The sequence below is a fragment of the Clostridium intestinale DSM 6191 genome (genome assembly GCF_900130055.1).
Classification (GTDB): domain Bacteria; phylum Bacillota; class Clostridia; order Clostridiales; family Clostridiaceae; genus Clostridium_T; species Clostridium_T intestinale.
This window is the reverse complement of the sequence record NZ_FQXU01000004.1, coordinates 350514-374193: the sequence shown is the minus strand read 5'-3', so window position 1 is coordinate 374193 and position 23680 is coordinate 350514. Positions and strand designations below refer to the sequence as shown.

At 34.2% G+C, this 23680-nt stretch carries 23 protein-coding genes and 1 pseudogene; 20 read left to right on the top strand and 4 right to left on the bottom strand.

Features of this window, described 5'->3' with window-relative positions:
• Positions 1 to 95: 95 nt before the first annotated feature.
• On the bottom strand, positions 96 to 284 hold the full coding sequence (locus BUA92_RS05645) for a YvrJ family protein (protein ID WP_073017604.1): 189 nt from the start codon (positions 282 to 284) through the stop codon (positions 96 to 98).
• A gap of 108 nt (positions 285 to 392) precedes the next feature.
• Positions 393 to 833, bottom strand: coding sequence for a hypothetical protein (locus BUA92_RS05640; protein ID WP_073017602.1), 441 nt, complete (start codon positions 831 to 833; stop codon positions 393 to 395).
• Positions 834 to 1215: 382 nt separating this feature from the next.
• Between BUA92_RS05640 and vanR the strand changes: the two genes are divergently transcribed.
• The 9 genes from vanR (at position 1216) to BUA92_RS05595 (ending at position 11081) form a co-directional block, all read left to right on the top strand.
• Positions 1216 to 1911, top strand: coding sequence for a VanR-ABDEGLN family response regulator transcription factor (vanR, locus tag BUA92_RS05635; protein WP_073017599.1), 696 nt, complete (start codon positions 1216 to 1218; stop codon positions 1909 to 1911).
• On the top strand, positions 1912 to 3012 hold the full coding sequence (locus BUA92_RS05630) for an ATP-binding protein (protein ID WP_423236806.1): 1101 nt from the start codon (positions 1912 to 1914) through the stop codon (positions 3010 to 3012).
• A gap of 140 nt (positions 3013 to 3152) precedes the next feature.
• Positions 3153 to 4040, top strand: a complete 888-nt coding sequence (locus BUA92_RS05625) for an ABC transporter ATP-binding protein (RefSeq protein ID WP_073017595.1) — start codon at positions 3153 to 3155, stop codon at positions 4038 to 4040.
• Positions 4041 to 5288, top strand: a complete 1248-nt coding sequence (locus BUA92_RS05620; RefSeq protein ID WP_073017593.1) for an ABC transporter permease — start codon at positions 4041 to 4043, stop codon at positions 5286 to 5288.
• A 306-nt stretch (positions 5289 to 5594) separates the two neighbouring features.
• Positions 5595 to 5837: a hypothetical protein gene (locus BUA92_RS05615; protein ID WP_073017591.1), complete on the top strand. Its 243-nt coding sequence runs from the start codon at positions 5595 to 5597 to the stop codon at positions 5835 to 5837.
• Between the two features lie 337 nt (positions 5838 to 6174).
• Complete coding sequence (locus tag BUA92_RS05610; protein WP_242950065.1) at positions 6175 to 6846, top strand: response regulator transcription factor; 672 nt, start codon at positions 6175 to 6177, stop codon at positions 6844 to 6846.
• Positions 6843 to 7985 (top strand): HAMP domain-containing sensor histidine kinase, encoded by a 1143-nt coding sequence (locus tag BUA92_RS05605; protein WP_073017586.1) that lies wholly within the window; start codon positions 6843 to 6845, stop codon positions 7983 to 7985. The genes BUA92_RS05610 and BUA92_RS05605 overlap by 4 nt, the downstream gene beginning before the upstream one ends.
• Before the next feature lie 2 nt (positions 7986 to 7987).
• Positions 7988 to 10318: an ABC transporter permease gene (locus BUA92_RS05600; protein ID WP_073017584.1), complete on the top strand. Its 2331-nt coding sequence runs from the start codon at positions 7988 to 7990 to the stop codon at positions 10316 to 10318.
• Between the two features lie 4 nt (positions 10319 to 10322).
• On the top strand, positions 10323 to 11081 hold the full coding sequence (locus tag BUA92_RS05595) for an ABC transporter ATP-binding protein (RefSeq protein WP_073017582.1): 759 nt from the start codon (positions 10323 to 10325) through the stop codon (positions 11079 to 11081).
• Positions 11082 to 11150: 69 nt separating this feature from the next.
• On the opposite strand, the gene BUA92_RS05590 is transcribed toward BUA92_RS05595, so the two are convergent.
• Positions 11151 to 11978, bottom strand: a complete 828-nt coding sequence (locus tag BUA92_RS05590) for a helix-turn-helix transcriptional regulator (RefSeq protein ID WP_073017580.1) — start codon at positions 11976 to 11978, stop codon at positions 11151 to 11153.
• A 138-nt stretch (positions 11979 to 12116) separates the two neighbouring features.
• On the opposite strand from BUA92_RS05590, the gene BUA92_RS05585 reads away from it, so the two are divergent.
• The 4 genes and pseudogenes from BUA92_RS05585 (at position 12117) to BUA92_RS05570 (ending at position 16184) form a co-directional block, all read left to right on the top strand.
• Entirely contained in the window at positions 12117 to 12971 is an 855-nt protein-coding gene (locus BUA92_RS05585; protein WP_073017578.1) for an NAD-dependent epimerase/dehydratase family protein, read from the top strand.
• A gap of 479 nt (positions 12972 to 13450) precedes the next feature.
• Positions 13451 to 14666, top strand: a pseudogene (gene mef(A) / locus BUA92_RS05580) (macrolide efflux MFS transporter Mef(A)).
• Positions 14667 to 14718: 52 nt separating this feature from the next.
• Positions 14719 to 15558, top strand: a complete 840-nt coding sequence (locus tag BUA92_RS05575; RefSeq protein WP_073017575.1) for a nucleotidyltransferase domain-containing protein — start codon at positions 14719 to 14721, stop codon at positions 15556 to 15558.
• Positions 15555 to 16184, top strand: coding sequence for a Vat family streptogramin A O-acetyltransferase (locus BUA92_RS05570; protein ID WP_073017573.1), 630 nt, complete (start codon positions 15555 to 15557; stop codon positions 16182 to 16184). Before BUA92_RS05575 ends, BUA92_RS05570 begins: the two co-directional genes overlap by 4 nt.
• Before the next feature lie 126 nt (positions 16185 to 16310).
• Here BUA92_RS05570 and BUA92_RS05565 read toward each other — a convergent pair whose 3' ends face one another.
• Complete coding sequence (locus tag BUA92_RS05565) at positions 16311 to 17159, bottom strand: MurR/RpiR family transcriptional regulator (RefSeq protein ID WP_073017571.1); 849 nt, start codon at positions 17157 to 17159, stop codon at positions 16311 to 16313.
• Between the two features lie 341 nt (positions 17160 to 17500).
• Here BUA92_RS05565 and gnd point away from each other — a divergent pair, with 341 nt between their 5' ends.
• From gnd to BUA92_RS05530, 7 genes are read left to right on the top strand one after another with little or no spacing between them, the layout of a single operon-like run.
• Positions 17501 to 18403, top strand: coding sequence for a phosphogluconate dehydrogenase (NAD(+)-dependent, decarboxylating) (gnd, locus tag BUA92_RS05560; protein ID WP_073017569.1), 903 nt, complete (start codon positions 17501 to 17503; stop codon positions 18401 to 18403).
• Positions 18404 to 18405: 2 nt separating this feature from the next.
• Entirely contained in the window at positions 18406 to 19407 is a 1002-nt protein-coding gene (locus BUA92_RS05555; RefSeq protein ID WP_073017567.1) for a D-isomer specific 2-hydroxyacid dehydrogenase family protein, read from the top strand.
• Between the two features lie 12 nt (positions 19408 to 19419).
• Positions 19420 to 20523, top strand: coding sequence for an iron-containing alcohol dehydrogenase family protein (locus BUA92_RS05550; protein ID WP_073017565.1), 1104 nt, complete (start codon positions 19420 to 19422; stop codon positions 20521 to 20523).
• 10 nt (positions 20524 to 20533) lie between these two features.
• Positions 20534 to 21364: a PTS mannose/fructose/sorbose/N-acetylgalactosamine transporter subunit IIC gene (locus tag BUA92_RS05545; protein WP_073017563.1), complete on the top strand. Its 831-nt coding sequence runs from the start codon at positions 20534 to 20536 to the stop codon at positions 21362 to 21364.
• A 15-nt stretch (positions 21365 to 21379) separates the two neighbouring features.
• The gene (locus tag BUA92_RS05540) at positions 21380 to 22237 is read left to right on the top strand and encodes a PTS system mannose/fructose/sorbose family transporter subunit IID (protein WP_073017561.1); all 858 of its coding nucleotides are present in this window, start codon (positions 21380 to 21382) and stop codon (positions 22235 to 22237) included.
• A gap of 20 nt (positions 22238 to 22257) precedes the next feature.
• Positions 22258 to 22761 (top strand): PTS sugar transporter subunit IIB, encoded by a 504-nt coding sequence (locus BUA92_RS05535; protein ID WP_021802734.1) that lies wholly within the window; start codon positions 22258 to 22260, stop codon positions 22759 to 22761.
• A gap of 30 nt (positions 22762 to 22791) precedes the next feature.
• Complete coding sequence (locus BUA92_RS05530) at positions 22792 to 23679, top strand: hypothetical protein (protein WP_073017559.1); 888 nt, start codon at positions 22792 to 22794, stop codon at positions 23677 to 23679.
• The last annotated feature ends 1 nt before the right edge of the window (position 23680 follow it).

Genomic DNA, 23680 nt, shown 5'->3' with positions numbered 1-23680 from the left:
TCTAGATAGTAAGAAGTTAATCAAAAACTTAAATTCACCTGTACACTGAAGATATATGCCAAACCTAAAATTATTGCTGAACTTTTTATAAAAAATTATGCGATTTTATCATCATTTCCATTATCTATAACCACTCCAAGCTTAGTTGAAATAATTGTATTAAGTTTGTTTATAGATGCGGTTAAACTGTTTAAGTTTTTCTCAAGTCTAATAAGTAGATATGCACTAATAGCAACAGGAAATCCAAGGTTGGCTATTAGGGTTATTAATTCATTAACTTCCATAGAAAATCACCTCCCTTTCTTTTAGATTCTGTCCTGTAGAGACTTTTTCTCAAGTCTCATCAAATCCTTAGCTGTTTAAGATATATGCATAAATAGAAAATATTCATATTATTCTTTTTTGTTTTCATAAAAAGTTAGATTATAAAAAACATTAATGGCCTCATCCAGTATGGTACATAAATAAACATTAACATCTGGATGTTTTGCTTTAAGTTCATTTAACTTTCTAATAGTTGATTCTCTGTAGTTGTGGCAGCGTTTAAGGTTAAAAGGCTCACCATCAATAGGTGGAGCAGCCCCGTTGGCAGTTGGTTTTCCATAGCGGTTATCCATTGATTTTTTATTAGCTTGTTTAGTAAAGAAAATATCTTTGGTGTTATTATTAAAATCTATATTGTTAAAGTTATCTGCTTCAGTGGTATCATTACAAAAAGAAAAACTAGATACTTGTGTTCCAAGAGGTGCAACATCAAATCCGCTTTCATCAAAATCTTCTTCAAAAGATAATTCATCTTCAGCAATTGTTTTCTTAAAACTTTTCTTTTTCATACTCATATCTCCTCAAAATTTTCTTATTTAACTTAGATATATGAAAAAGTTAAAATAATTAATGTAAAATTACATCAGTTTTTATTGGCAAAACCCTCTGAAGCCGCATAAACACTATATATAGTTATATAGCTAGATAGATATATAGGGAAAAATATATCTATCTTTATTCCTAGGATTTGACATTTGAAAATATCATAATTATGATGAGAGTAATAGTTCGTACGTATTTCCTGGTTATCTTGTTATTATCAGAGTAACTATAAAAGTTATAGAGTTAGGAAAATCTTAATAATTTCTTATGCAGGAAATCATAAACAGCAAAGAAGATTTTGATACAATAATTAAATATCTTAGATATGCTTAAAGGAGGACAATAGTTATGAATGATAAAATTCTCGTGGTAGATGATGAACATGATATAGCAGACCTTATAGAGGTCTATTTGCAAAATGAAAATTATATCGTATATAAATATTATTCAGCTAAAGAAGCTCTTGTTTGTATAGAAAATACAGAGCTAGACCTTGCTATTTTGGATATTATGATGCCTGATTTAAATGGATTTGATCTTTGTAGGAAAATACGTGAGAAGTTTACCTTTCCAGTTATTATGCTGACTGCAAAAGATGAAGAAACTGACAAGATTACTGGACTTACTCTGGGGGCAGATGATTATGTAACGAAGCCTTTTCGTCCTCTTGAATTAATTGCTAGAGTAAAGGCTCAGTTGCGTAGATATAAAAAGTACAATCCTGTAAAAGAAGAATTTGATACAAGTACAGTTCTAAGTTATTTTGGTTTAGAAATTAATACTAAGACATATGAATGTATACTTGATGGAAATCCTATTTCACTAACACCAACGGAGTATTCTATACTTTGTATCCTGCTACAGAATAAGGGGAATGTTGTTAGTTCGGAAGAGTTGTTTCATAAGATATGGCAAGATGAGTATTATAGCAAAAGCAATAATACTATCACAGTTCACATACGACATTTGCGTGAAAAGATGGGTGACACTATTGATGAACCTAAATATATCAAAACCATATGGGGAGTGGGGTATAAAATTTAATTGTTATTTAAGATAAGGAGAAAAAATTACGATATGGAGGTGATAGCAATGATGAATACTGGTACAGAAAAGAAATTACGTGTGAAACTTTGTATAACTTTAATTATCTATACTGTGGCTGGGTATATTTTAACAATATTATTTGATTATATATTTAGTAGATTTTCAAATGTATTTTTTCTTTGGATACACCTTAGAATTGATTTTATCTATTTTCTATATTTGGTTATAGGATTTTTCTATATTTTTTATCATTACTGGAAGAAGCCTTGGGGATATTTGCAGGAAGTTATGAATGCAATTAAAATAGTATATCAATCAAATGACAAAACCATTGAATTATCTGAACCACTCAAAGATATGGAAAAACAAATGAATCAAATAAAGATGGCTGTTATGCTTAGTCAGCAAGCTGTAAGAGAGGCTGAAAGTAAAAAGGATGAATTAGTTATGTATTTAGCACATGATATTCGCACACCTCTTACATCTGTAATAGGATATCTAAGCTTGCTTGATGAAGCCCCTGATATGCCAGTGGAGCAGAAAGCAAAATATGTTGGAATTGCTTTGGAGAAATCTATGCGTTTAGAAAAGCTCATTAATGAATTCTTTGAAATCACTAGGTATAATACACAGCAAATTCAATTAACAAAAACAAGTGTAGATTTATACTATATGCTTGTACAGCTTATTGATGAATTTTATCCTGTATTATCTTATAAAGGTAATTCTGCTGTACTTAATGCAAATGAAGATTTGACTGTATATGCTGATTCTGAAAAACTAGCTAGAGTGTTTAACAACATGCTTAAAAATGCCATTGCCTACAGCTATCCTAATACAGAAATTCTGATTTATGCCTATAAGGAACAAAATAAGATTAATATTAGATTTGAAAACCAAGGGGATACTATTCCACCAGATCAGCTGTCTAAGATATTTGAAAAATTTAACCGTTTAGATTCTGCTCGTAAATCCAATAGTGGCGGTGCAGGTCTTGGACTTTCTATTGCCAATGAAATTATTCGTCTGCATGGTGGAGAAATTTTGACTCAAAGTGAAAATAATAGGATTACTTTTACCATATCACTTCCTACTTAAAATTAGTAAAACATTAATAGGATATTAGGATTTTCTTAGGAATTTATCCCGTTAATATTAAAGTTTAAAAGATCCTTGTTCAGTAAAATAAAACTGAACAAGGATTTTTATCTTTGTATTATAAAAAGAGGGAGAAAGACATGGAGTTAATAGTTAAAAATCTAAAAAAGGAATTTAAGGATAAAACTGCAGTTGATGGTGCAAGTTTAAATCTTACGCCTGGTGTATGGGGACTTCTTGGGGCTAACGGCGCTGGTAAAACTACACTTATGAGAATGATTGCAGATATTCTAAAACCAACCAGTGGGAAAATACTTTTTGATGGTAAGGATATTCATTTAATGGGTGAAGAATATAGAAATATATTTGGGTTTTTACCACAAGACTTTGGCTTTTTTCAAGATTTTACAGTAAAGGACTATTTGGAGTATGTGGCTGCTCTTAAAGACATTCCAGTTCGCGAAACGAAAAAAAAGATTGATGGCTTACTGCATACACTTACCTTGATGGAGGTGAAAAATAAAAAAATCATCAAGTTATCTGGTGGTATGAAACGTAGAGTGGGGATTGCGCAAGCAATGTTAAATGACCCAAAACTTTTAATAATGGACGAACCAACAGCAGGGCTTGATCCTGGAGAGAGGGTGAGGTTTAGAAATTTTATTTCAGAGTTTTCCCATGACAGGATTGTACTTATTTCAACTCATATTGTATCTGATATAGAGTATATTGCTACTAAAAATGCCATTATGAAATCGGGAAAAATACTTGATGTAGGAACAACTAATGAATTGGTGAAGAAAGTTACGGGTAAGGTTTGGACCTGTATAGTACCTGCTGAAAAAATGTCAATGTATGAAATGCAACTTCGTATTATTAACCAACGAAGTGAGGGTAATAATAAGGTATCAATTCGTTATTTAGCAGATGAGGCAAAAACAAGCGACTCAGTAATGGCTCCACCTCGTTTGGAGGATTTATATTTATGGCTATTTCCACAAGAAGATATCATTAAGGAGGAAGAGTAAATGTTTCGTATTTATAGCCTTGAAATAAAGCGTGTTTTAAAATCACGTCGTTCTATCATTTTATTACTTATGGCATTAGTCATGTCTATGGTGATGGCTTGGCTTCCCGTAATGTATGAAGATATAAATCAGTATGATGAAAATGGGAATAAGGTAGCAGATTTAAATGGATTAAAAGCAATTAAATATAAAAAGTCACTTCGCTCTGAAAATAATGGAGAAGTTACTTCGGAAAAGTTGAAAGAAGCTTTGAATATCTATCAAAAAGCGGTTTTACCATATGGAGAAGAAAGTATTAATAGTGGTGAATTCCCATCAAATATTTATATAAAAAAGGTATTTCCAGTTCAAAATTTGTTAGGAAGGCTACCAGAAACCTATTCTAATTCCAAAACTGGTCAAGGAATAAGCCTAATGAATATTCATCCAGATAAATTGGATGGATTTTATGATCAGACAGCTGAACATCTGAAAAATATAATGCAGATGGAGCAGAAGGAATATCCAAGGGCACAGGAGCATGCAATAAAAAAATATACCGAAGTAAGTAGACCTTTTAAGCTTTACGCTGGATATTCAAGAGACGCATTCGATTATATTGTCCTGTTTATTTTTCTATTAGTCATTATTTGTATAGCTGCTGCAACTCCTACGTTTTCTAATGAATACCAAACAGGTTCAGATAGCATTTTACGCTGCACAAAATATGGACGTTCTCAACTAGGAATTGCAAAGATCATGTCAGCACTAACTATTTTCACTACAACATTTATAATATGTATTTCAATTCATTTGCTCATTTCAAATCTAGCATTTGGAACCGAGTGTATGAAAACATCTATGCAGATGCTGTTTTCAGTTATCAGCCTACCTGCACTCAATTTAGGTGAGCTTCAGATTACCTTGGCAATAGGAGGAATTATTTCCTTATTAGCAACTGTTAGTTTCACACTGTTTTTGTCAGCTAAATGCAAAGATTCACTTACTGTTATCCTAATTGCCATTGTAACTTGCTTACTTCCTATATTCACCTATTCAGCTGGAGCAAATTGGTTTACTTTTATATTACCATCAGCAGGAGTAGGTACACAAAATAGTCTACTTTACCAGTTAACCAGCTTTAATTATCTGCATATTGGTCAGGTGAGCATTTGGACACCTTACGTAATAATAGCCGCTGCAATAATTGAAATTCCTGTATTTCTTTTTCTTGCTATACGTACTTATAACAAACATCAGGTTGCATAAATCAATATTTTATAAAAAAGTTCAGCAATAATTTTGAGATTTGCATATATACTGAGTGTACAGTTAAATGATTTGATGAGGCTTGGGAGGAAGCCTCTACAGTATTAAGGTGTATATCTTTTGCGTAGAGGTGAAATTAAGTTTTTGATTAATTTCTTACGTCTAGAAGGAGTTTAATGAGACTTGAGAAGAAGTCTCTACAGATCAGATGTGCATATATTCTCAGTGTACAGGTAGATGATTTGATGAGGCTTGGGAAGAAGCCTCTACAGGGCAAAGGTGTTTATTTTGATAGGAGGTGTTAAGATGATAAAAGATAGGATAACTGTAAGTTCTAAACAAGAGGGACAGAGCTTTGATAAGCTGCAGATTGCCTTAGCAATTAAAAATTCTACTTATGATGATGAGTTAAGCTGCTCTTTACTTGAAAATGGAGTAATTAAAGAGTGTAGCCATTGTAATCTAAAAGAGATTTGTGAAGGAGTTGAAGAAGTTTCTAAGGATTATTATGATAGGACTACTAAGGTTGTAGGGAGTTTTAAATTTTAGAGATTTATAAATGCCACTTAAAGGGAGGATATCCTTTTGAGTGGCATTTATTTTATCCTCAAATAATTTTGTAGGAAAATAATGTGTTAAAATTTAGTTAGTAATATTTAATAAGCAGAAGAGTCCATTTACAGAAAAAGTATTGCACTTTGGCAGAAGAAAAAAGAAATTTACACTTAGTATATTATTCAGCATTAACAGGCTGATTGCAGAAAATATCTTAAGGTAATGTTAAGGTTAACCGTGTTTAACTGAAAGATAGGGAAACTATAATTAACTTAAGGCTCGAAGGTATTATAAGACAAAAGAGAGAGGTGAAACCATGAATAAAAATATTATGATTGTAGATGATGAGAAGGAAATTCGTGAGCTTCTGAGGTTATATATAGAAAAGGACGGATATTCTGTGATACAGGCTAAAAATGGCTTGGAGGCACTTAAACAAGCTAAATCCATGCAGGTTGATTTGGCTGTTATAGACATTATGATGCCAGAGCTTGATGGCTATCAGCTTATCAAAGCTTTGAGAGAGAATAGTAATATTCCTATTATTATTGTTAGTGCGAAAACAGAAAATCATGAAAAAATACTTGGGCTTGACCTTGGTGCTGATGATTATGTGACAAAGCCTTTTGATCCATTAGAAGTTATTGCTAGAATTAAAGCTCAACTACGTCGTTATAATGGATATGTGGCAGATTCTGAAGTAGATTTACTAATTGCAGGCGAGTTGTGTATGGATATTTATGCTTGCAAACTTAACTTTGGCAGAGTAACAATTCCTCTTACTGCCACTGAATTTAACATTATGAAGCTATTTATGCAAAGTCCCGGACGTGTATATACCAAACAGCAGATTTATGAAGCTGCATGGCAGGAGGGAAGTATCGTAGACGATAATACGGTGATGGTTGCAATCAGCAAGCTACGAGGAAAACTTCCCGAAGAAGGAGCAGTATCTATTGGAACAGTCCGAGGATTAGGATATCGTCTGGAGGTGTGTAAATGAAGAAAAAGCGCAGCTTCAAAAGCGTAATCATGCGTAGTTTTATCGTCTATAGCCTGGGAATTGCACTTATGCTTCTGATATTGGAGGTTTTATTCAGCCTGTTTACATTAAATAACGGGATGAATTTTTCAGAACTGGCATCTTCCCCTCTTGAGGAGGAGACACAAAAACTTCAAATCACACTTTCGGTTGTCTGGAATCTTATCACGGCTGCGGTATATTTTATAGGGGTTATTTTTTTGGGACGTGGAGTCAGTAGAAAAATCATGGAACCTGTGAAGAAAATGCAAGAGGGTTTCAATGAGGTTACAGCTGGTCACTTAGACACTACGCTGGACTTTGAAACAGAAATAGAGTTTGGAGAAATGCGAGATGCTTTCAATTTTATGGCGCGAAAGCTAAAGGATTCTGAAGAAAAGCGAATGATAATGGAAAATGAGAGAATGAGACTTTTCTCCCATATTGCCCATGACTTGAAAACTCCCATGACAACAATTTATGGATACGCAGGGGCCTTGGCAAATGGTATGGTAGAGGATGTGGACAAACAGAGAGAATACAATTTGGCTATAAAAGCTAAGTCTGCTCAGATGAATCAATTGATTGACCAATTACTTTCCTATTCAAAGATGGGAACTTCGGAATACCAGATGAATTTAGTTAAGGTTGACCTTGTAGAGCTACTCCGAGTATCTTGTGCCACTTTGTTTGGTGAAATCGAAAACAAACAGATGAAGTTGGAGCTGCATCTGCCAGATAAGCCTATATTTTACCTGGCAGATTCGTTAGAAATCCAGCGTGCCATTGGTAATCTACTGACTAATGCTATCCGACATAACCCTGTTGGAAGCCAGTTGTCTGTAAGGATTACTGAGGAATACAATAGAGTTGAGATACAAATTGCTGATAACGGAGCGGCTATCCCAGAGTCTATTTCTAGGAATCTATTTGAGCCTTTTGTTTCAGGAAATGATTCAAGAAGTACCAATAGTGGAACAGGACTTGGACTTGCAATTGTGAAAAAGGTAATGGAACAGCATTCCGGAGAAGTTTTCGTATTAGACGCACCTGCTCCTTATACAAAGATGTTTGTTTTGAGGTTCCCAAAAGTTTCAGAATGCAGAAAGGGGGAGGTATAAAGATGTATGGAAAAATTATTAAAAATGATATACGAAAAAGTAAGCTAATTACCGTGACAATTACAGCTTTTATTCTCGTTGCCTCCATGCTAACTGCTTTGGCTGCATCTATGACAGTAAATCTGTTTGGTGCTATAGATAATATGCTTGTTTCTGCAAAATCACTCCATTTCATGCAAATGCACACAGGAGACGTAGATAGGGGACAGTTGCAAAGTTTTGCAGAGGATAATGATAAAGTTGAGGATTATCAGGTGTTAGAGTTCCTTAACATCGAGGGTGCGGACATTGTAATAGGTGACGATTCCCTTGCTGGAAGTATACAGGACAACGGACTTTCTGTGCAGGGTAAGAAATTCGACTTCCTACTTAATTTAGATGGTGAAGTTATACATCCTAATGATGGAGAAATATATGTTCCAATATATTATATGAAAGAAGGAAACGTGGCACTTGGCGATAAGGTGAAAATACACGATATTTCCTTTACGGTAGCTGGTTTTTTAAGGGATTCTGTAATGAATGCTACCCTTGTAAGTTCAAAGAGGTTTCTTGTGAGCCAAGCAGATTTTGAAAGAGTCCGAGAGTTTGGAAAGCTAGAATACCTTATTGAGTTTAGACTAGCAGAGGATGTTTCCTTCCCTGCTTTTGAGGCAGATTATATTAATGCTGGACTTCCTGCAAACGGACCTCCTGCTATCACTTACAAACAAGTAAAGATGATAAATGGCATTACAGACGGCATCATGATTGCTGTGCTGATGTTAATAAGTCTCCTTGTTATAATTGTGACATTTTTGTGCATCCGCTTTACGCTACTGGCTAAAATTGAAGAGGATTATAAGGAAATAGGTGTACTTAAGGCTATTGGTATACGTGTATCTCTGATTAAAAAACTCTACCTTGCAAAATACGGAGCTATAGCGGGAGTAGCATGTGCGTTAGGTTTTTTGGTTTCTCTACCTCTTCAAACGCATTTTATGAAAAATATTAGTTTATATATGGGAGAAAGTAGAAGCGAAATTCCTGGCTTACTCTGGGGAGTTTTGGGGGCTATGCTAATTTTCGGAGTTGTCATGTTGTATGTGAACAGTGTGTTAAAGCGCTTCCGTAAAATATCTGCGGCGCAAGCAGTGAGGTTTGGAGCTCCAAGGGAAAAATCGAAATTTTCAAGAACATTCCGTCTGAGCGATAACAGGGTCTTCTCTAGAAATATTTTTCTTGGAATCAAGGATATTCTATCAAGGAAAAAACTGTATATTACGATGTTGATGGTGCTGATAATTTCTTCATTTATTATGATTGTGCCACAAAATATCAGTAGTACTATTTCTGCGAAAAGCTTCATTACCTATATGGGAATGGGAATTTGTGATGCTAATATTGGGGTGATGAGGACACAGGTAGAGGATGTTGTGGGGAAAGCTAATGAAATTGTTGATGTACTTGTGGAGGATAAGAATGTTGAAAATTATACTTTGTTTACTAGCAGGATGTTAGACAGGATAACAGACGAAGGGAGGACGGAGAAACTTATGGTAGCATTTGGTGACTACTCTGTATTTCCTATCACCTACTCCAAAGGTTATGCTCCGCAATTAAAGTCAGAGATTGCCCTCTCAAATCTCAATGCTAAAGACCTTGAAAAAACTGTTGGGGATGAGATCGTTTTAATGGTTGACGGCTCAGAAAAGCACCTGAAGGTGTGCGGGGTTTACTCTGATGTCACCAATGGTGGACGAACAGCACAAGCCATTTTTGATACAAATAGTGGAGATGTTTTGAGTGTAGGTATAGCGGTCACGTTCCTAGACCGAAAGAGTGTAAATGAGGCAATAGAACAGTACAGAGAACAGTTCCCTTTCGCTAAGATTACAGGGATAGACGAAAGCATTAAGCAGATGCTTGGATCAATACGGGACGCAGTCAAAATGGCTTCCACTGCAGCCATAGGAACAACTATCCTGATCACACTACTAGTTACTATGCTATTTATAAGAATGATAGTGACGAAAGACCGTCATCCTATAGCAATACTGAAATCAATTGGATTTACCAGTAAGGATATTCGTGGACAGTATCTTACGCGCTCAATCACTGTGCTTATACTTGGATTAATCATAGGGACTATTCTGGCTAATACATTAGGAGAGCTTGTTGGTGTGGCAATCGTTTCTTCTTTTGGAGCAACAACATTCCGTTTTGTAGTAAACCCTTGGTTTGTCTACCTGATTTCCCCGCTACTAATTGCGTGCTGCATCATTACAGCAACTAGGCCAGGTATTTCAGGTATCCAGACATTAAAAGTTTCCGATTATATTAAGGAGGATTAATATTATGAATAGCATCATTGTAGGGAAAGATATAGTGAAAATTTTTGGCAAAGGTAGAGAGGAAATCAAAGCACTGAATGAAGTAAACGTGGAAATAACAAAAGGTGAGTTTGTCGCTGTGATGGGACCATCTGGTTCTGGTAAATCTACACTGCTGTTCGCCCTCAGTGGCATGGACGACATTACAGGTGGGTCAGTAAAATTTGACGATATGGAACTATCTAAACTTAGGGAAAACACACTTGCTGATGTTCGTAGAAGGAAAATGGGCTTTGTATTTCAGCAACCTACCATGTTAAAAAATTTAAATATTTTGGATAACATCATCCTCCCAGCAGAGTATAAGGGCAAAAAAGATAGTAGGAAACTTACACAAAAAGCGAAAGAACTGATGAAGAAAACAGGGATTTCAGGGCTTGAAAACAGGGATACCACAGAGGTTTCGGGAGGGCAACTCCAGAGAGCTGGAATTTGTAGAGCTTTGATGAATGAGCCAGAGATTCTATTTGCTGACGAGCCTACTGGCGCGCTCAACTCAAGGTCGGCAGAGGAAATCATGGATCTGTTAGTGGATATCAACAAAGAAGGTACGGCTATATTGCTCGTGACCCACGACTCTAAAGTTGCAGCAAGGGCTGATAGGATTTTGTTTACGAAGGACGGTAATATAGTTTCCGAACTTACGCTACAAAAGTTCAGCGACAAGGATATAGATTTGAGAGGGAAAAAGGTACTTTCTGGAATGGCTGCTGTAGGTATTTAGTGTAAATGGCAAACTAAAAATGTATTAAAAAGTAGATGCTTTAGGGCATCTATCTCTTTATTACTGAAATTAAAAACATATTTTTTCTTTAAGCTTTTCTGATGTAGAGGGGGAGTTAGTATAGATCATTAACTTAAAGTCAGGACAGTTCGACAGTTGCAAATTTACATGCTCAAACTCCAATTCCCCAATTCGAGGATCATTCAATAATTTATGACAGTCATTGATAGTTTTAACTTCGTAGCGTGGCCACCATGAACTGAATAGTTCACTTTCTTGTTTAAATTTCTCAATCATTTTGTTTAACCTCACATCTTGAGGGTGTAGAGCACAATCAGCCCTAAATCTGGCAATGGCTATTTTAGCTTGTTCCTCCCAATCTGAGTTAATTTCTTTATAAAATGGGTCAGTCAAGCATTGACGTAATATGTTTGGTTTTGGATTTATGTTGTCAGAATATGAAGGGAAACGAAATAAAAACTCTGCTGCACGATTCCACAATAATACATCCCAGTATTTATCCATTATATAAGCAGGATTAGGATCCAATGACATAACAGTTCTTTTTAATCCTACACTAATTTCTTTATAAATTTTTGATTCTTCTACTTCATTTGATTTAGATAATAGAAAAAAATATTGGCGTTCATCATCGGATAATTTTAAGGCAGTAGCTAAACTCTCCAATACTTGATGAGAAGGGTGTACATCTTTTCCTTGTTCTATAGATGTGTACCAAGAAACACCGACATTGGCAAGCTGGGCAACTTCTTCGCGGCGAAGCCCAGGTGTGCGACGACGTCCGTGTGAGGGCAGGCCAACCTGTTCAGGGGTAAGACGTTCTCTTGTTGTACGCAAAAATTCACCAAGGGACTGCTGTAATGTAATTTCCTTCATTTATTTTCCTCCTCATATCCTACTACTATCAATACTAGGATAACCACAGTGTGGTTAAATTATTTTGATGCCTATATACTAACAATATAGCATGTAAGTGCCGTATAAACAAACAATCTAGAATGGAGTGATTAATTTATGAAGATATTTGTAACTGGAGCAACAGGTAAGGTTGGAAGTCGTTTAGTACCATATTTACTAAAGAATGGTCATGATGTACGTGTTCTTGTAAGGAATGTTGATAGAGGATTAGCACTAAAAGAACAGGGTGCAGAAGTGGTCATGGGTGATCTTTTGAATAATGAAAATCTCACTGAAGCTATACAAGGAGTTGATGCTGTTATACATACAGCTGCTCAATTTAGAGGTGGAATTAGTGAAGAAATGGCACGTGCAGTGAATCTAGATGCAACTATTTTGTTAGCTAAAGCAGCGCTAGAGGTAGGGGTCACAAGATTTGTTTTTACTAGCACATGTAATGTATATCGTGACTTGAATGTAAACAGATTATGCAGAGAAGATGATGTTCTTATGCCAACTAATCTGATGTATCCCAAAACTAAAATTGCTGCAGAAGAAGCTTTATTAAAACTAAATCGTGAACAAGGACTAGATATTCGTATTATGAGACTTGCATTTGTTTATGGAGATGGTGATCCACACATTGAAGAAGTTATGCCTTATATGATTAATTGGAATCCATCAAAGCTGATGTCTATGGTGCACCATGAAGATGTGAGTCAAGCGTTACTTCTTGCTGCTAGTACACCAACTGTTAGTGGTAGAATTTACAATGTTGCAGATGATAATGCTATTACTTTAGGTGCGCTATATAAGCTACAGGGAGGATTAGAGCAAGTGCCTACTGAAGATGGGTGGATTATGTCTAACCTATGGGAATTGACAGCAGATCCAACTAGAATTAAAAACGAACTCAATTTTATCCCTAAATATACTTCTATTTATAGTGCTAGAGATAAGGGCGCTTTATAGTAATAATTACTAGGACGTATAATGAAATATACAGTCACTGTAAAAACACACCCCTCTTTATTTTAGGGGTGATATTTTTACGCAAAAATAAGATTAATGCGCATTAGTATCATTTTTCTAAACACGGGGGAAAAGGAGTTCAATTGAAGAGTTTGACATGAATACATCATCTATGATAATATGATGTAAATTTGGTGAATTAAAGGAGGACATATATCTATGTATTCAGTACGTTTAAGATAAGAAGGCAATAAAAAAAGCGTTTAAAACATCCACAATGGTGGGCTTTTTTGTTGTACTTATTTTACGTATTAGGACATAGATAGAGGGAGTGTAGTTATATTAGGCTATGCGTTTTTCTTTGTGTCTTTTTAACGTTGATATGCAGACTAAAGATTCCATTGGGGATTTTAGCCTGCATTTTTTATTGCCTAAAACTTATAAGGAATCAACAATAAAAATGCAAGGAGAAATTTGATATGATAAAACAAAATTCGAAATGGAAACAAGATTTTTTTACGATATGGACAGGACAAGCAATTTCACTTATTTCTAGTGCTATTCTTCAAATGGCTATAATTTTTTACCTTACAGAAAAAACAGGATCAGCTATGGTTCTGTCAATTGCTTCATTAGTAGGATTTCTGCCTTATGCAGTATTTGGTCCTGCCATAGGTGTATTAGTAGATCGTTATGACAGAAAAAAGATAATGATTGGAGCAGATTTAATTATTGCTGGGGCTGGAGCTATACTTGCTATTATTGCATTGTATATGGAGTTACCAGTTTGGATGGTTATGATAGTACTGTTTATAAGAAGTATTGGAGCTGCTTTTCATTCCCCTGCCCTAAGTGCAGTTACTCCTCTTTTAGTACCAGAAGAACAGCTAACTAAATGTGCTGGTTATAGCCAATCACTGCAATCCATAAGCTATATTATTAGCCCTGCTGCCGCAGCATTTTTATATTCTGTTTGGGAATTAAATGCGATTATAGCCATGGATGTGCTGGGCGCTGTGATTGCGTGTATTACAGTGGCACTTGTGCATATTCCTAAGCTAAATATAGAGGAGCAAGACCAGAAGAGTAATTTTATGAAAGAGTTTAAGGAAGGATTTAATGTTTTAAAAGAAAACAAAGGATTATTTGCATTGCTTCTTATAGGCACACTATATATGTTTGTTTATATGCCAATAAATGCACTTTATCCTTTAATGACCATGGAGTATTTTTCGGGAACACCAATGCATGTATCTATTACAGAAATAGCCTATGCCGCTGGTATGCTAGCAGGTGGTTTGCTGTTAGGACTACTTGGAAACTTTAAAAAGCGAATAATATTAATAACTGCATCTATATTTATGATGGGAGTTAGTTTGACCATTTCAGGACTTCTTCCTTCAAGTGGGTTTATAATATTTGTAGTTTGTTGCGTTGTTATGGGGCTTTCGGTTCCATTTTACAGCGGTGTTCAAACGGCTCTTTATCAAGAAAAAAATTAAGCCAGAATATTTAGGGCGTGTATTTTCTCTAACAGGGAGTATCATATCTCTAGCTATGCCTCTTGGTTTGATCCTCTCTGGATTGTTTGCTGATAGAGTAGGTGTAAACTATTGGTTTTTAATTTCAGGTGTTTTAATAATTATTATTGCTATAGTATGTCCTCTAGTCACTGCTATTAGTAAATTAGATTAAATAAAAAATGAAAACATGGCATTTTAGATATTGATAAAAGGAGTGTGTTCGTATGACAAATAATATCATTCAATTAGTAACAGAGAAATTATCCCTTTTGCCTTTTATAGAAGGTGTTGTATTAGGTGGCTCACGTGCAAGAGGTACCCATACAGAGGATTCTGACATAGATATCGGAATCTATTACAATTCAGAATTATTTGACCTGACTTCTATCAATCAACTTGCTACAGAGCTAGATGATGAGCATAGAAGTAACCTTGTTGTGGCTCCAGGAGCTTGGGGTGATTGGGTTAATGGAGGTGGATGGTTAGTCATAAATGGGTATCATGTTGACTTGATTTTGCGTGATAAAAAACGTGTAGTCCAAATAATTAAAGATACGGATCAAGGAATTGTTACTGCTAATTATCAGACAGGACATCCCCATGGATATATTAGTGCCATGTATCGTGGAGAATTGGCAATCAGCAAGATACAATACGCTAATGATGAAAACTTTTATGAATTAAAAAAGCAAGCAGAATGTTATCCAACATCTCTTCAGAAAGGGTTATCCGAATTTTTTATGTTTGAGGCAGGTTTCTCTTTAGTGATTGCCAAGAAAAATATAAATAAAGATGATATATCATATGTTTGTGGACATTGTTTTCGAAGCATATCTTCGCTTAATCAAGTCTTATTTGCATTAAACAGGGAGTACTGTATAAATGAGAAAAAGGCTGTTAAGATGATTGAAGATTTTAAAATCAAACCAAGTAATTACAAGGAAAGGATCGATAAGGTTATTTCCTTAATATCAACTGATGTAGATTGTACAACAAACGGAATAGATATTCTTCAAAGACTAGTAGATGAGGTTGAAGAACTGAAAGGAGTTAATATTCAATGATAGGACCAGATAAGAAAAAACTTTATCCAAATGAAAATATAAAGACAGTTTGCTATATAAGTAACCTGCCTAAAAGACCTAATGTTGAGATTGGGGAATACACTTATTATAGCGATAATCAAAAGTCTCCAGAGAAATTTTATGATAATATAGAGAACCATTACGAGTTTTTAGGGGATAAACTGATAATAGGCAAGTTCTGTGCAATTGCAGAGGGAGTTAAGTTTATTATGAATGGTGCAAATCATAGAATGGATGGAATTACAACCTATCCTTTTAATATCTTTGGCTGTGGATGGGAAAAGGTGACGCCTACAGTAGATGAGCTTCCTTTTAAGGGAGACACAGTAATTGGAAATGATGTGTGGATAGGTCAAAATGTAACCATTATGCCTGGTGTTAAGGTTGGAGATGGAGCAATTATAGCATCTAACTCAACTGTAGTAAGAGATGTAGAACCTTATACAATATATGGTGGAAATCCTGCTAAATTTATTAAAAAACGATTTAGTGATGAAAAAATAGAGTTTTTATTAAAACTTCAATGGTGGAATTGGGATGAAGAGAAGATATTTAATAATCTTGAAAATCTAACATCGGAAGTTGGGTTAGAGCAATTACTTTAAATTTACTATAAATCCTGCATTCTTTTGAGTGTAGGATTTGTTTTTTATGCAAAAGGAGCTGAGCGCTAATTATTTAGTGCCCAGCTCCTTTTAAAGGATAACGTTGAAATGTTGACGGTGTAGATTTTAATACTTTAGGTCCCATATAGTGCGTCTAACTTTAGATAAAGCTTCTTTTGATTTATCTTTATTCATAAACATCAAAATTACATAGAGTGAATCTAATATGCTCAATTGAGATATACGAGAAGATAAAGCTTCTGAATGAAATTCTATTTCTTCAGATATAGAAATAAAAACGATATCACCTATCTTAGCTAAAGGAGAAGATGCGTGGCTAGTGATGACAATTACTTTTGCACCAGCTTTTTTTACTACTTCAGCTATTTTGATAGTTTCTTTTGATTTTCCTGTATGGGAGATACAAATTGCACAATCCTGTGATGTTAATAAAGATGCTTCCATAAGTTGTATATGATAATCGGTACTATGACGAACATGAGTTGGAGAACGTAAAAATTTATGATATGCATCTCCTGCAAGTATACCTGATCCACCCACACCAAAAAAGTATAGTAGATTTGAATTTGATATAATTTCAGCTGCTTTTTTCAAATCGTCTAATTGTAAGATTTTCTTAGTATTAGTTAGTGTTTTAATGTTTGAATCAAAGACCTTCTGCGCCATAGTTAACTCATTATCATCAATTTCAATCTTTTCATGAATTGATGTAGTTGAAAAATTATTTTCTTCAACTAAGATAGCCATCTTAAATTCTCTAAAGCCAGAATAACCTAGCTTTTTTGCAAATTGAAATAACGTAGAGACTGCAACATTGAGCTCAGCAGATAAATCGCTGATAGAATTTTGAGCCACAGAAATTGGATTTTCAAGTATATAATCTGCAATATTTTGTTCTTTAGTACTTAATCCATTGTATAATGATTTAATTTTAAGTCTAACAGATACATCCATGTTGGGCCTCCTTTGTTTAAATGATGTATTGTAACTTCAAAATAATAAAAAAATTTAGCTTTAATTTATATTTTAAATATTATCATATAAAAATAAAATTTATAAAAAATAGCGTTGTTATAAGTATATCAAATAGTAATTTCATGTCAATATCTTGTATAAGGCAAGCTTTTGCTCAATATTGTTGCTACTTTATATGAATATCATATTATTTCTTAAATTGCAATAGTAGGTGAAAATAGAAATACGAGGGAAAAAATATTTAGAAAAATTTTTTTCTTAAAAAGCTTTACAGAAAAAAATTTTTTTGATAAAATGAAGGCATGAAATGGAGGGATTGTATGAAAATAGCTATTATAGGTCTTGGCAAGATGGGTTTAAACATAGCATGTAATTTAAAGAGTCATAATTATGATGTTATGGGGTTTGATTTATCTGAACAAGCAAAAGAAAATGCTGAAAAGGCAGGTATAAAAACATTTGATGATTTAGAGGAAATGATTACTTCATTTACTGAAAAAAGAGTTATATGGTCTATGTTACCTTCTGGAGAAATTACGGAAACTGTATTAAATCAATTGTTGAAGTTGCTTTCTCCAAATGACATTGTCATTGAAGGTGGAAATTCAAATTTTAAGGATTCAATACGACGTGCAAAAACTTTTAATGAGAAAGAAATATCTTATTTTGATTGTGGAACATCAGGTGGAACTTCTGGAGCACTAAGTGGTGCATGTACAATGATTGGTGGAGATCCTGAAGTATTTAAGTATATAGAACCTATTTTCAAAGATATCTCAGTTGAAAATGGCTACTTATATACTGGCCAATCTGGAAGTGGTCACTTTTTGAAAATGATTCATAATGGAATCGAATATGGAATGATGCAAGCAATCGGTGAAGGGTTTCAAATTGTTAAAGAAAGCGAGTTTGATTACGATTTAGCTGCTGTTGCGAAGGTTTGGAACAATGGATCGGTTGTTCGAAGTTGGCTTATGGAAATTGCTGAATCACAATTTAAAGCTAGTCTAAATTTAGAAGATTATAAAGGAGTTGTTGCTGCATCTGGAGAAGCAAAATGGACTATTGAAACTGCTTTGGATATGGGAATTGCAGTACCAACAATTGCTTTAAGTTTATTCATGCGTAATTTGTCTCAGGAAGATGATAGTTTTTCTGCAAAAGTTGTTTCGGCTTTACGAAACGGATTTGGTGGACATGCTATTGTAAAGAAGGATAAGTAAACATGAGAGAATATAAGATAGCTATTGTTAATTCAAGTAGTTTTGGAAAGATATTCCCTGAGCACATCGAGCGTTTGAAGAAAATAGGATCTGTTGATTATTTTCAAGTTGATAATGAAATGCATGGAAAAGAACTTGCAAAATTATTAACTGGATACAATAATATCATTGCAAGTGTAACCCCTTTTTTTACTAAAGAATTTTTTGATTATAAAGATGAACTTTTACTGATTACACGTCATGGAATTGGATACAACAATATAGATATTGATGCAGCAAAAGAGCATGATACTGTTGTTACAATAGTTCCAGCTTTAGTAGAACGTGATGCAGTGGCAGAAAACAACATTACAAATCTGCTAGCTGTATTAAGAAAAACAGTAGAATCCAGTAATCGAGTTAAAGCGGATCGTTGGGAAGATAGAGCTAAATTTGTTGGACATACACTTTTCAATAAAACAGTAGGGGTTATTGGAGTTGGGAACACAGGAAGTTGTGTTGTAGAGATTGTTAGAAATGGTTTTAGATGTAATGTTTTGGCCTATGACCCATACAAGTCAGATTTATATTTACAGAGTTATGGGGCAAGAAAGGTTGAATTAGATGAATTATTGACTTCCTCTGATATTATTTGTCTTTGTGCAAATTTAACTGAAGAAAGTTATCATATGATATCTAAAAACGAAATTGAAAAGATGAAAGACGGTGTTTATATATCTAATAGTGCTAGAGGAGCATTAGTGGATGAAAATGCGGTTATTGAGGGATTGAAATCTGGAAAAATTGCTGGTTTTGCGACAGATGTTTTAGAAGAAGAACCAGGAAGAAAGAGTCATCCATATTTAGTTTTTGATAACGTTGTAATGACGCCTCATACGTCAGCTTATACTATGGAATGTCTAGAACAAATGGGAAATAAATGTGTAACAGATATCGAACAAATGGTTCAAGGGGTTTTACCGGAAAGGGCAATTCAGCCAACAAGTAAATTTATTAAAAAATAAGGGGGGATAAAAATGTTGACAGATTTAAAGGTTAAAGTTGGTCCTGAGTTCTATAGGTATCATGAAGGTGCAATTGATTTTATTCCGGAATTATTAAAAGAACATAAATCAAAGAATATCTTGATTGTACATGGGACAGTTTCTTGGGAAAAAACTAAACCTAAAATGAAGTTTTTAGAAACTATAGAGCAAGATGTTTTATATCATCAATATACAGGGGAATGTAGCTATTATGGTGCAGATTTAATATCACAAATCGTTGAGGAAAATGATATCGATTTTATAATTGGAGTTGGTGGCGGAAAACTTGTAGATCTGGTTGGATATGCGGCTCATATTTGTAATGTTAAATATGGTGTTGTTCCAACTTTGGTTAGTAATTGTGCACCATGGACGCCTTTATCTGTTATGTATAAAGAAAGTGGAGAATCAGAAGGAAAAACTGAGCATTATATGAGACAAGCTGTTTTTTTAATAACAGATCCCTATTTAGTGATTGATTCTCCAGTACGTTATTTCATTGCAGGCTTGGCAGATACAATTGCAAAATGGTATGAATCAGACTCTATTTTAGCTCAAGAACATTTACAGAACGAACCCTTTTTAAAATTAGCAAGTTATACTGCAAAGTTATGTAATGAATCAATTGTAAAACACTCTGCTAAAGCAATGAAAGATATGGAGAATAAAGTAGTTTCGGAAGAATTTGTACATTTATCTGAAATTGTGATAGCAGTTGCAGGTTTATGTGGAGGACTAGGAGATAAATATGCCCGTAATGCTGCAGCACATGCAATGCATGATGCAATAGCTAAATATATTCCAGAAAGTCATTCATATCTTCATGGAGAAATAGTAGCTTATGGGGTTTTATACCAATTAGCTTTAGAGGGGAGGTGGACGACGATTGATTCTTTAATGCCTTTCTATTCAGATTTGAAACTGCCTGTATCTCTAAATCGTATGGGATTGTATCCAGCAGATGAAAAAGTTCTTGATGATATAGTTGGTTTTATTGATTCAAAAGAAAAAGTTCATTTAATACCTATTTCAATTACACCGGAGATTTTGAAAAAAACAATTTTTGAGCTAGAAAAATATATAGAAAAGAGGTAGAAGAAGAGTAATGGAAACTTTAAGTGTATTACAGAGTTTTTTAATCGCTTTGTGGGTTGGAGCGGTTATGTCAAGATGGTTAGGTGGAGGAGCAACCTTAACGCTTCGTTTTTCACCTTTAATGACTGGTTTGATTGTTGGTATTGTTATGGGAGATGTTGGACAAGCGATGATTGTTACAGCAGCTTTACAGTTGATTTATATGGGGGTTTTCTCTCCAGGAGGATCCATGCCATCAGAACCATCTATTGCAGCTGCTATAGCGGTACCAGTTGCTTTGTTGGGAAATTTACAGCCTGAAGCAGCTATTGCTGTTGCAGTTCCTGTTGGTTTGTTAGGAAGTTATTTATATCAATTCCGTTTCTTTATCAATACATTCTTAGGTAAATATACAGATAAAGCTGTAGAAGATTTAAATGATGGCGCTATTAAACGTTCAATCATTCTTTTACCTACAATTGCATCATTTGCTCTATTTGTACCACTTGTATTCATAGCTTTATATTTTGGGGCACCAATGATTGCAGATGTAATAAATGCTTTAGAAGGAACCTTTGTATTTCATATTCTTGGAGTTGTTGGTGGCGGATTGGCTGCTATTGGTATTGCAACAACAGTTTATGTAATTGGACGTAAAGATTACTTAGTATTCTTTTTCCTAGCATATTTCATGAGCGTTTCATTAAAGTCATTGAATATTACAATGGTAACTTATGCTGTATTTGGTCTATTGATTGCTTTAATTTTCATAATGTCTCAAAAAGGAAAAAATGTTCCTATTACAACTTCGGCTAAGGCTGCAGAGACATTAGATGAAGATGATTACGATGACGGGTTTTAAAGGAGAGAAGATAAAATGAGTGAAAGTGTAAAAAGAGCTGCTGCAGCTCCAGAAGAGATTACAAAAAAAGATGTTACTAAAGCATATTTAAGATGGCACTTTGCAAATGAAATTCCACATTCATTTGAAAGATACCTTGCATCTTCTTTATTGTATGCAATGATGCCAATTTTAAGAAAACTATACAAAGATGATGAATCATTAAAAGCTGCTTATAAAAGACAACTATTATTTTTCAATACTCAGTTAAGTTGGGGTGGTGGAGTTATTACTGGTTTAATGGCTTCTATGGAATCACAACGTGCAAAAGAAGAATATGAGAAATCAGAAATAATGATGAAAGACGATTTGATGTATAATACAAAAGCTGGTTTGATGGGTGCACTTGCTGGAATTGGTGATGCAATCGACTCAGGGACTGTACAATATATATTTATTGCAATAGCAGTTCCTTGGGCTCAGCAAGGTAGTCCATTAGGAGCATTATTCCCATTCGTTTGTTTTGCAATTTATCAGGTTTTATTAGGTATATTCTTTTCTCGCCAAGCATTCAATATGGGACGTAACGCAACAGGACTTATGGCAAGTACAGGCGTTCAGACTGCAATTGACACTTTATCAGTTTTAGGTATATATATGATGGGAATCTTAGCAGGTAACTATGTAAAAGTAAGTTCAACTTTGCAATTCACAATTTCAGGGAAACCATTCGTTATCCAAAGTATTTTAGATTCTATTATTCCTGGACTTTTACCATTAACAGTAGTTATGGGAGTTTATTGGTTCTACAATAAAAAAGGTTTAAAAGTTACCTCAGCATTATTATGGTTAACATTAATTTTAATTGTTTTAGCTGGAGTTGGAATTCTATAAAATAAAAAGGAGATTTGAAAATGGGTGTTATAAATTTAGCAAGAGTAGATGAACGTTTAATTCATGGACAAGTTATGATGACTCTTTCACAGAAGAGCGGGGTAAATTCAATCTTTGTAGTGGATGAAGTTGTAGCAAATGACAAATTCATGAGAGAGTTATATAAAAATGCAGGTAGCCGTACTGGACAAAAAACAATAGTAATTACGCCAGAGAAAGCTAAATTTTATTGGGATGAATACCAGTTCAAAGATTATAATTGTATCTTGTTAGCAAAAACTGTAAAGGTTATGCATGACCTAGTTAAGCATGGAGTACCAATGAAAGAGTTGAATATTGGAGGTATTGCACAAAAAGATGCAACTAAAGATTTATTAGTTACAAAATCTGTTTATATAAATAAAGAAGATGTGGATAGATTAGTAGAAATGAAAGAGAAATATGGAGTAGAGAACATCTATTTCCAAGCTACTCCTTCTGCTCCTAAAACAGAACTAAAAGATGTTGTTAGTAAATTTAAGTAAATTTTCCTAAATAATAATTGGAGGTTTATCATGGATAATATTTTTAACGATAGATTGGCTAGGTACTCCTTTATGTATCGTTCACGGAATAGCGATAAAGAGAAAACTAGATTTCTGAAGGCACTTGTAACAGATATATCACAAGTGAGAAAAGATGTTTCCGTAATCGAGTATAGTAATCAAAAAAAATACAGTGCACGAAATGTGTATGTTGGAGATATTAAAAAGGCAGATCAAATCGTTTGTACTTATTATGATACACCTCCAGCTTATTTGGGAGATTATGTGTTGTTTGATAGAAAAAAACAAGAAAAACAAACTACAAAAGCGGTTCTTTGTTCATCTCTAATTTGGGTTTTCCTAGGTATTCTAGGAACACTTTTATACATGAAGTTGGTTTCTTCCCCATTTGTTTTATTTTCAGTGCAAACAGCATGTCTTGCGCTGATATATGGTGGATATTTTGTGATTTTATCAAAACTAACAAAAGGTGAGTTGAATCGAAAGAATTTAATTAGGAACACATCTTCAGTACTTTTTTTACTACAGATGTTAACAGAGAATCAAAAGCAAAAAAAAGTGGCTTATGCATTTATAGATGAAGGCTGTTATGGAAATCGAGGAGTAGATGTCTTAATGAGCTCTGTAAAAAAGAATGCAAAGATCTATTATTTAGATTCTATTGGAGCCGATGCCACTTTAAATGTAATGGGTCAACAATTTGAAAAAGAGGTTACTGAATCTAAGGGAGTACGTTATGTATCGCCTAAAGATCAAATCAATTATTTGTTTTGTGCAGATATAAATAAAAATAATGAGTTTTACTTAGATAAATCAAAATTAAATAAGAAAAATTTAAATTATGACCATTTTACTAAGGCACTAGAATTGTTAAATCAAGATATAAAAGGAGATTAAT

Excerpts from the sequence above, each read along its gene's own strand:
- BUA92_RS05535 (WP_021802734.1), top strand. The coding sequence starts at position 22,258 with ATGGGTGTTATAAATTTAGCAAGAGTAGATGAACGTTTAATTCATGGA.
- BUA92_RS05575 (WP_073017575.1), top strand. The coding sequence starts at position 14,719 with ATGACAAATAATATCATTCAATTAGTAACAGAGAAATTATCCCTTTTG.
- BUA92_RS05540 (WP_073017561.1), top strand. The coding sequence starts at position 21,380 with ATGAGTGAAAGTGTAAAAAGAGCTGCTGCAGCTCCAGAAGAGATTACA.
- BUA92_RS05530 (WP_073017559.1), top strand. The coding sequence starts at position 22,792 with ATGGATAATATTTTTAACGATAGATTGGCTAGGTACTCCTTTATGTAT.
- BUA92_RS05550 (WP_073017565.1), top strand. The coding sequence starts at position 19,420 with ATGTTGACAGATTTAAAGGTTAAAGTTGGTCCTGAGTTCTATAGGTAT.
- BUA92_RS05640 (WP_073017602.1), bottom strand. The coding sequence starts at position 833 with ATGAAAAAGAAAAGTTTTAAGAAAACAATTGCTGAAGATGAATTATCT.
- BUA92_RS05615 (WP_073017591.1), top strand. The coding sequence starts at position 5,595 with ATGATAAAAGATAGGATAACTGTAAGTTCTAAACAAGAGGGACAGAGC.
- BUA92_RS05600 (WP_073017584.1), top strand. The coding sequence starts at position 7,988 with ATGTATGGAAAAATTATTAAAAATGATATACGAAAAAGTAAGCTAATT.
- BUA92_RS05605 (WP_073017586.1), top strand. The coding sequence starts at position 6,843 with ATGAAGAAAAAGCGCAGCTTCAAAAGCGTAATCATGCGTAGTTTTATC.
- BUA92_RS05565 (WP_073017571.1), bottom strand. The coding sequence starts at position 17,159 with ATGGATGTATCTGTTAGACTTAAAATTAAATCATTATACAATGGATTA.
- BUA92_RS05585 (WP_073017578.1), top strand. The coding sequence starts at position 12,117 with ATGAAGATATTTGTAACTGGAGCAACAGGTAAGGTTGGAAGTCGTTTA.
- BUA92_RS05610 (WP_242950065.1), top strand. The coding sequence starts at position 6,175 with ATGATTGTAGATGATGAGAAGGAAATTCGTGAGCTTCTGAGGTTATAT.
- BUA92_RS05570 (WP_073017573.1), top strand. The coding sequence starts at position 15,555 with ATGATAGGACCAGATAAGAAAAAACTTTATCCAAATGAAAATATAAAG.
- vanR (WP_073017599.1), top strand. The coding sequence starts at position 1,216 with ATGAATGATAAAATTCTCGTGGTAGATGATGAACATGATATAGCAGAC.
- BUA92_RS05555 (WP_073017567.1), top strand. The coding sequence starts at position 18,406 with ATGAGAGAATATAAGATAGCTATTGTTAATTCAAGTAGTTTTGGAAAG.
- gnd (WP_073017569.1), top strand. The coding sequence starts at position 17,501 with ATGAAAATAGCTATTATAGGTCTTGGCAAGATGGGTTTAAACATAGCA.
- BUA92_RS05595 (WP_073017582.1), top strand. The coding sequence starts at position 10,323 with ATGAATAGCATCATTGTAGGGAAAGATATAGTGAAAATTTTTGGCAAA.
- BUA92_RS05620 (WP_073017593.1), top strand. The coding sequence starts at position 4,041 with ATGTTTCGTATTTATAGCCTTGAAATAAAGCGTGTTTTAAAATCACGT.
- BUA92_RS05625 (WP_073017595.1), top strand. The coding sequence starts at position 3,153 with ATGGAGTTAATAGTTAAAAATCTAAAAAAGGAATTTAAGGATAAAACT.
- BUA92_RS05545 (WP_073017563.1), top strand. The coding sequence starts at position 20,534 with ATGGAAACTTTAAGTGTATTACAGAGTTTTTTAATCGCTTTGTGGGTT.
- BUA92_RS05590 (WP_073017580.1), bottom strand. The coding sequence starts at position 11,978 with ATGAAGGAAATTACATTACAGCAGTCCCTTGGTGAATTTTTGCGTACA.
- BUA92_RS05645 (WP_073017604.1), bottom strand. The coding sequence starts at position 284 with ATGGAAGTTAATGAATTAATAACCCTAATAGCCAACCTTGGATTTCCT.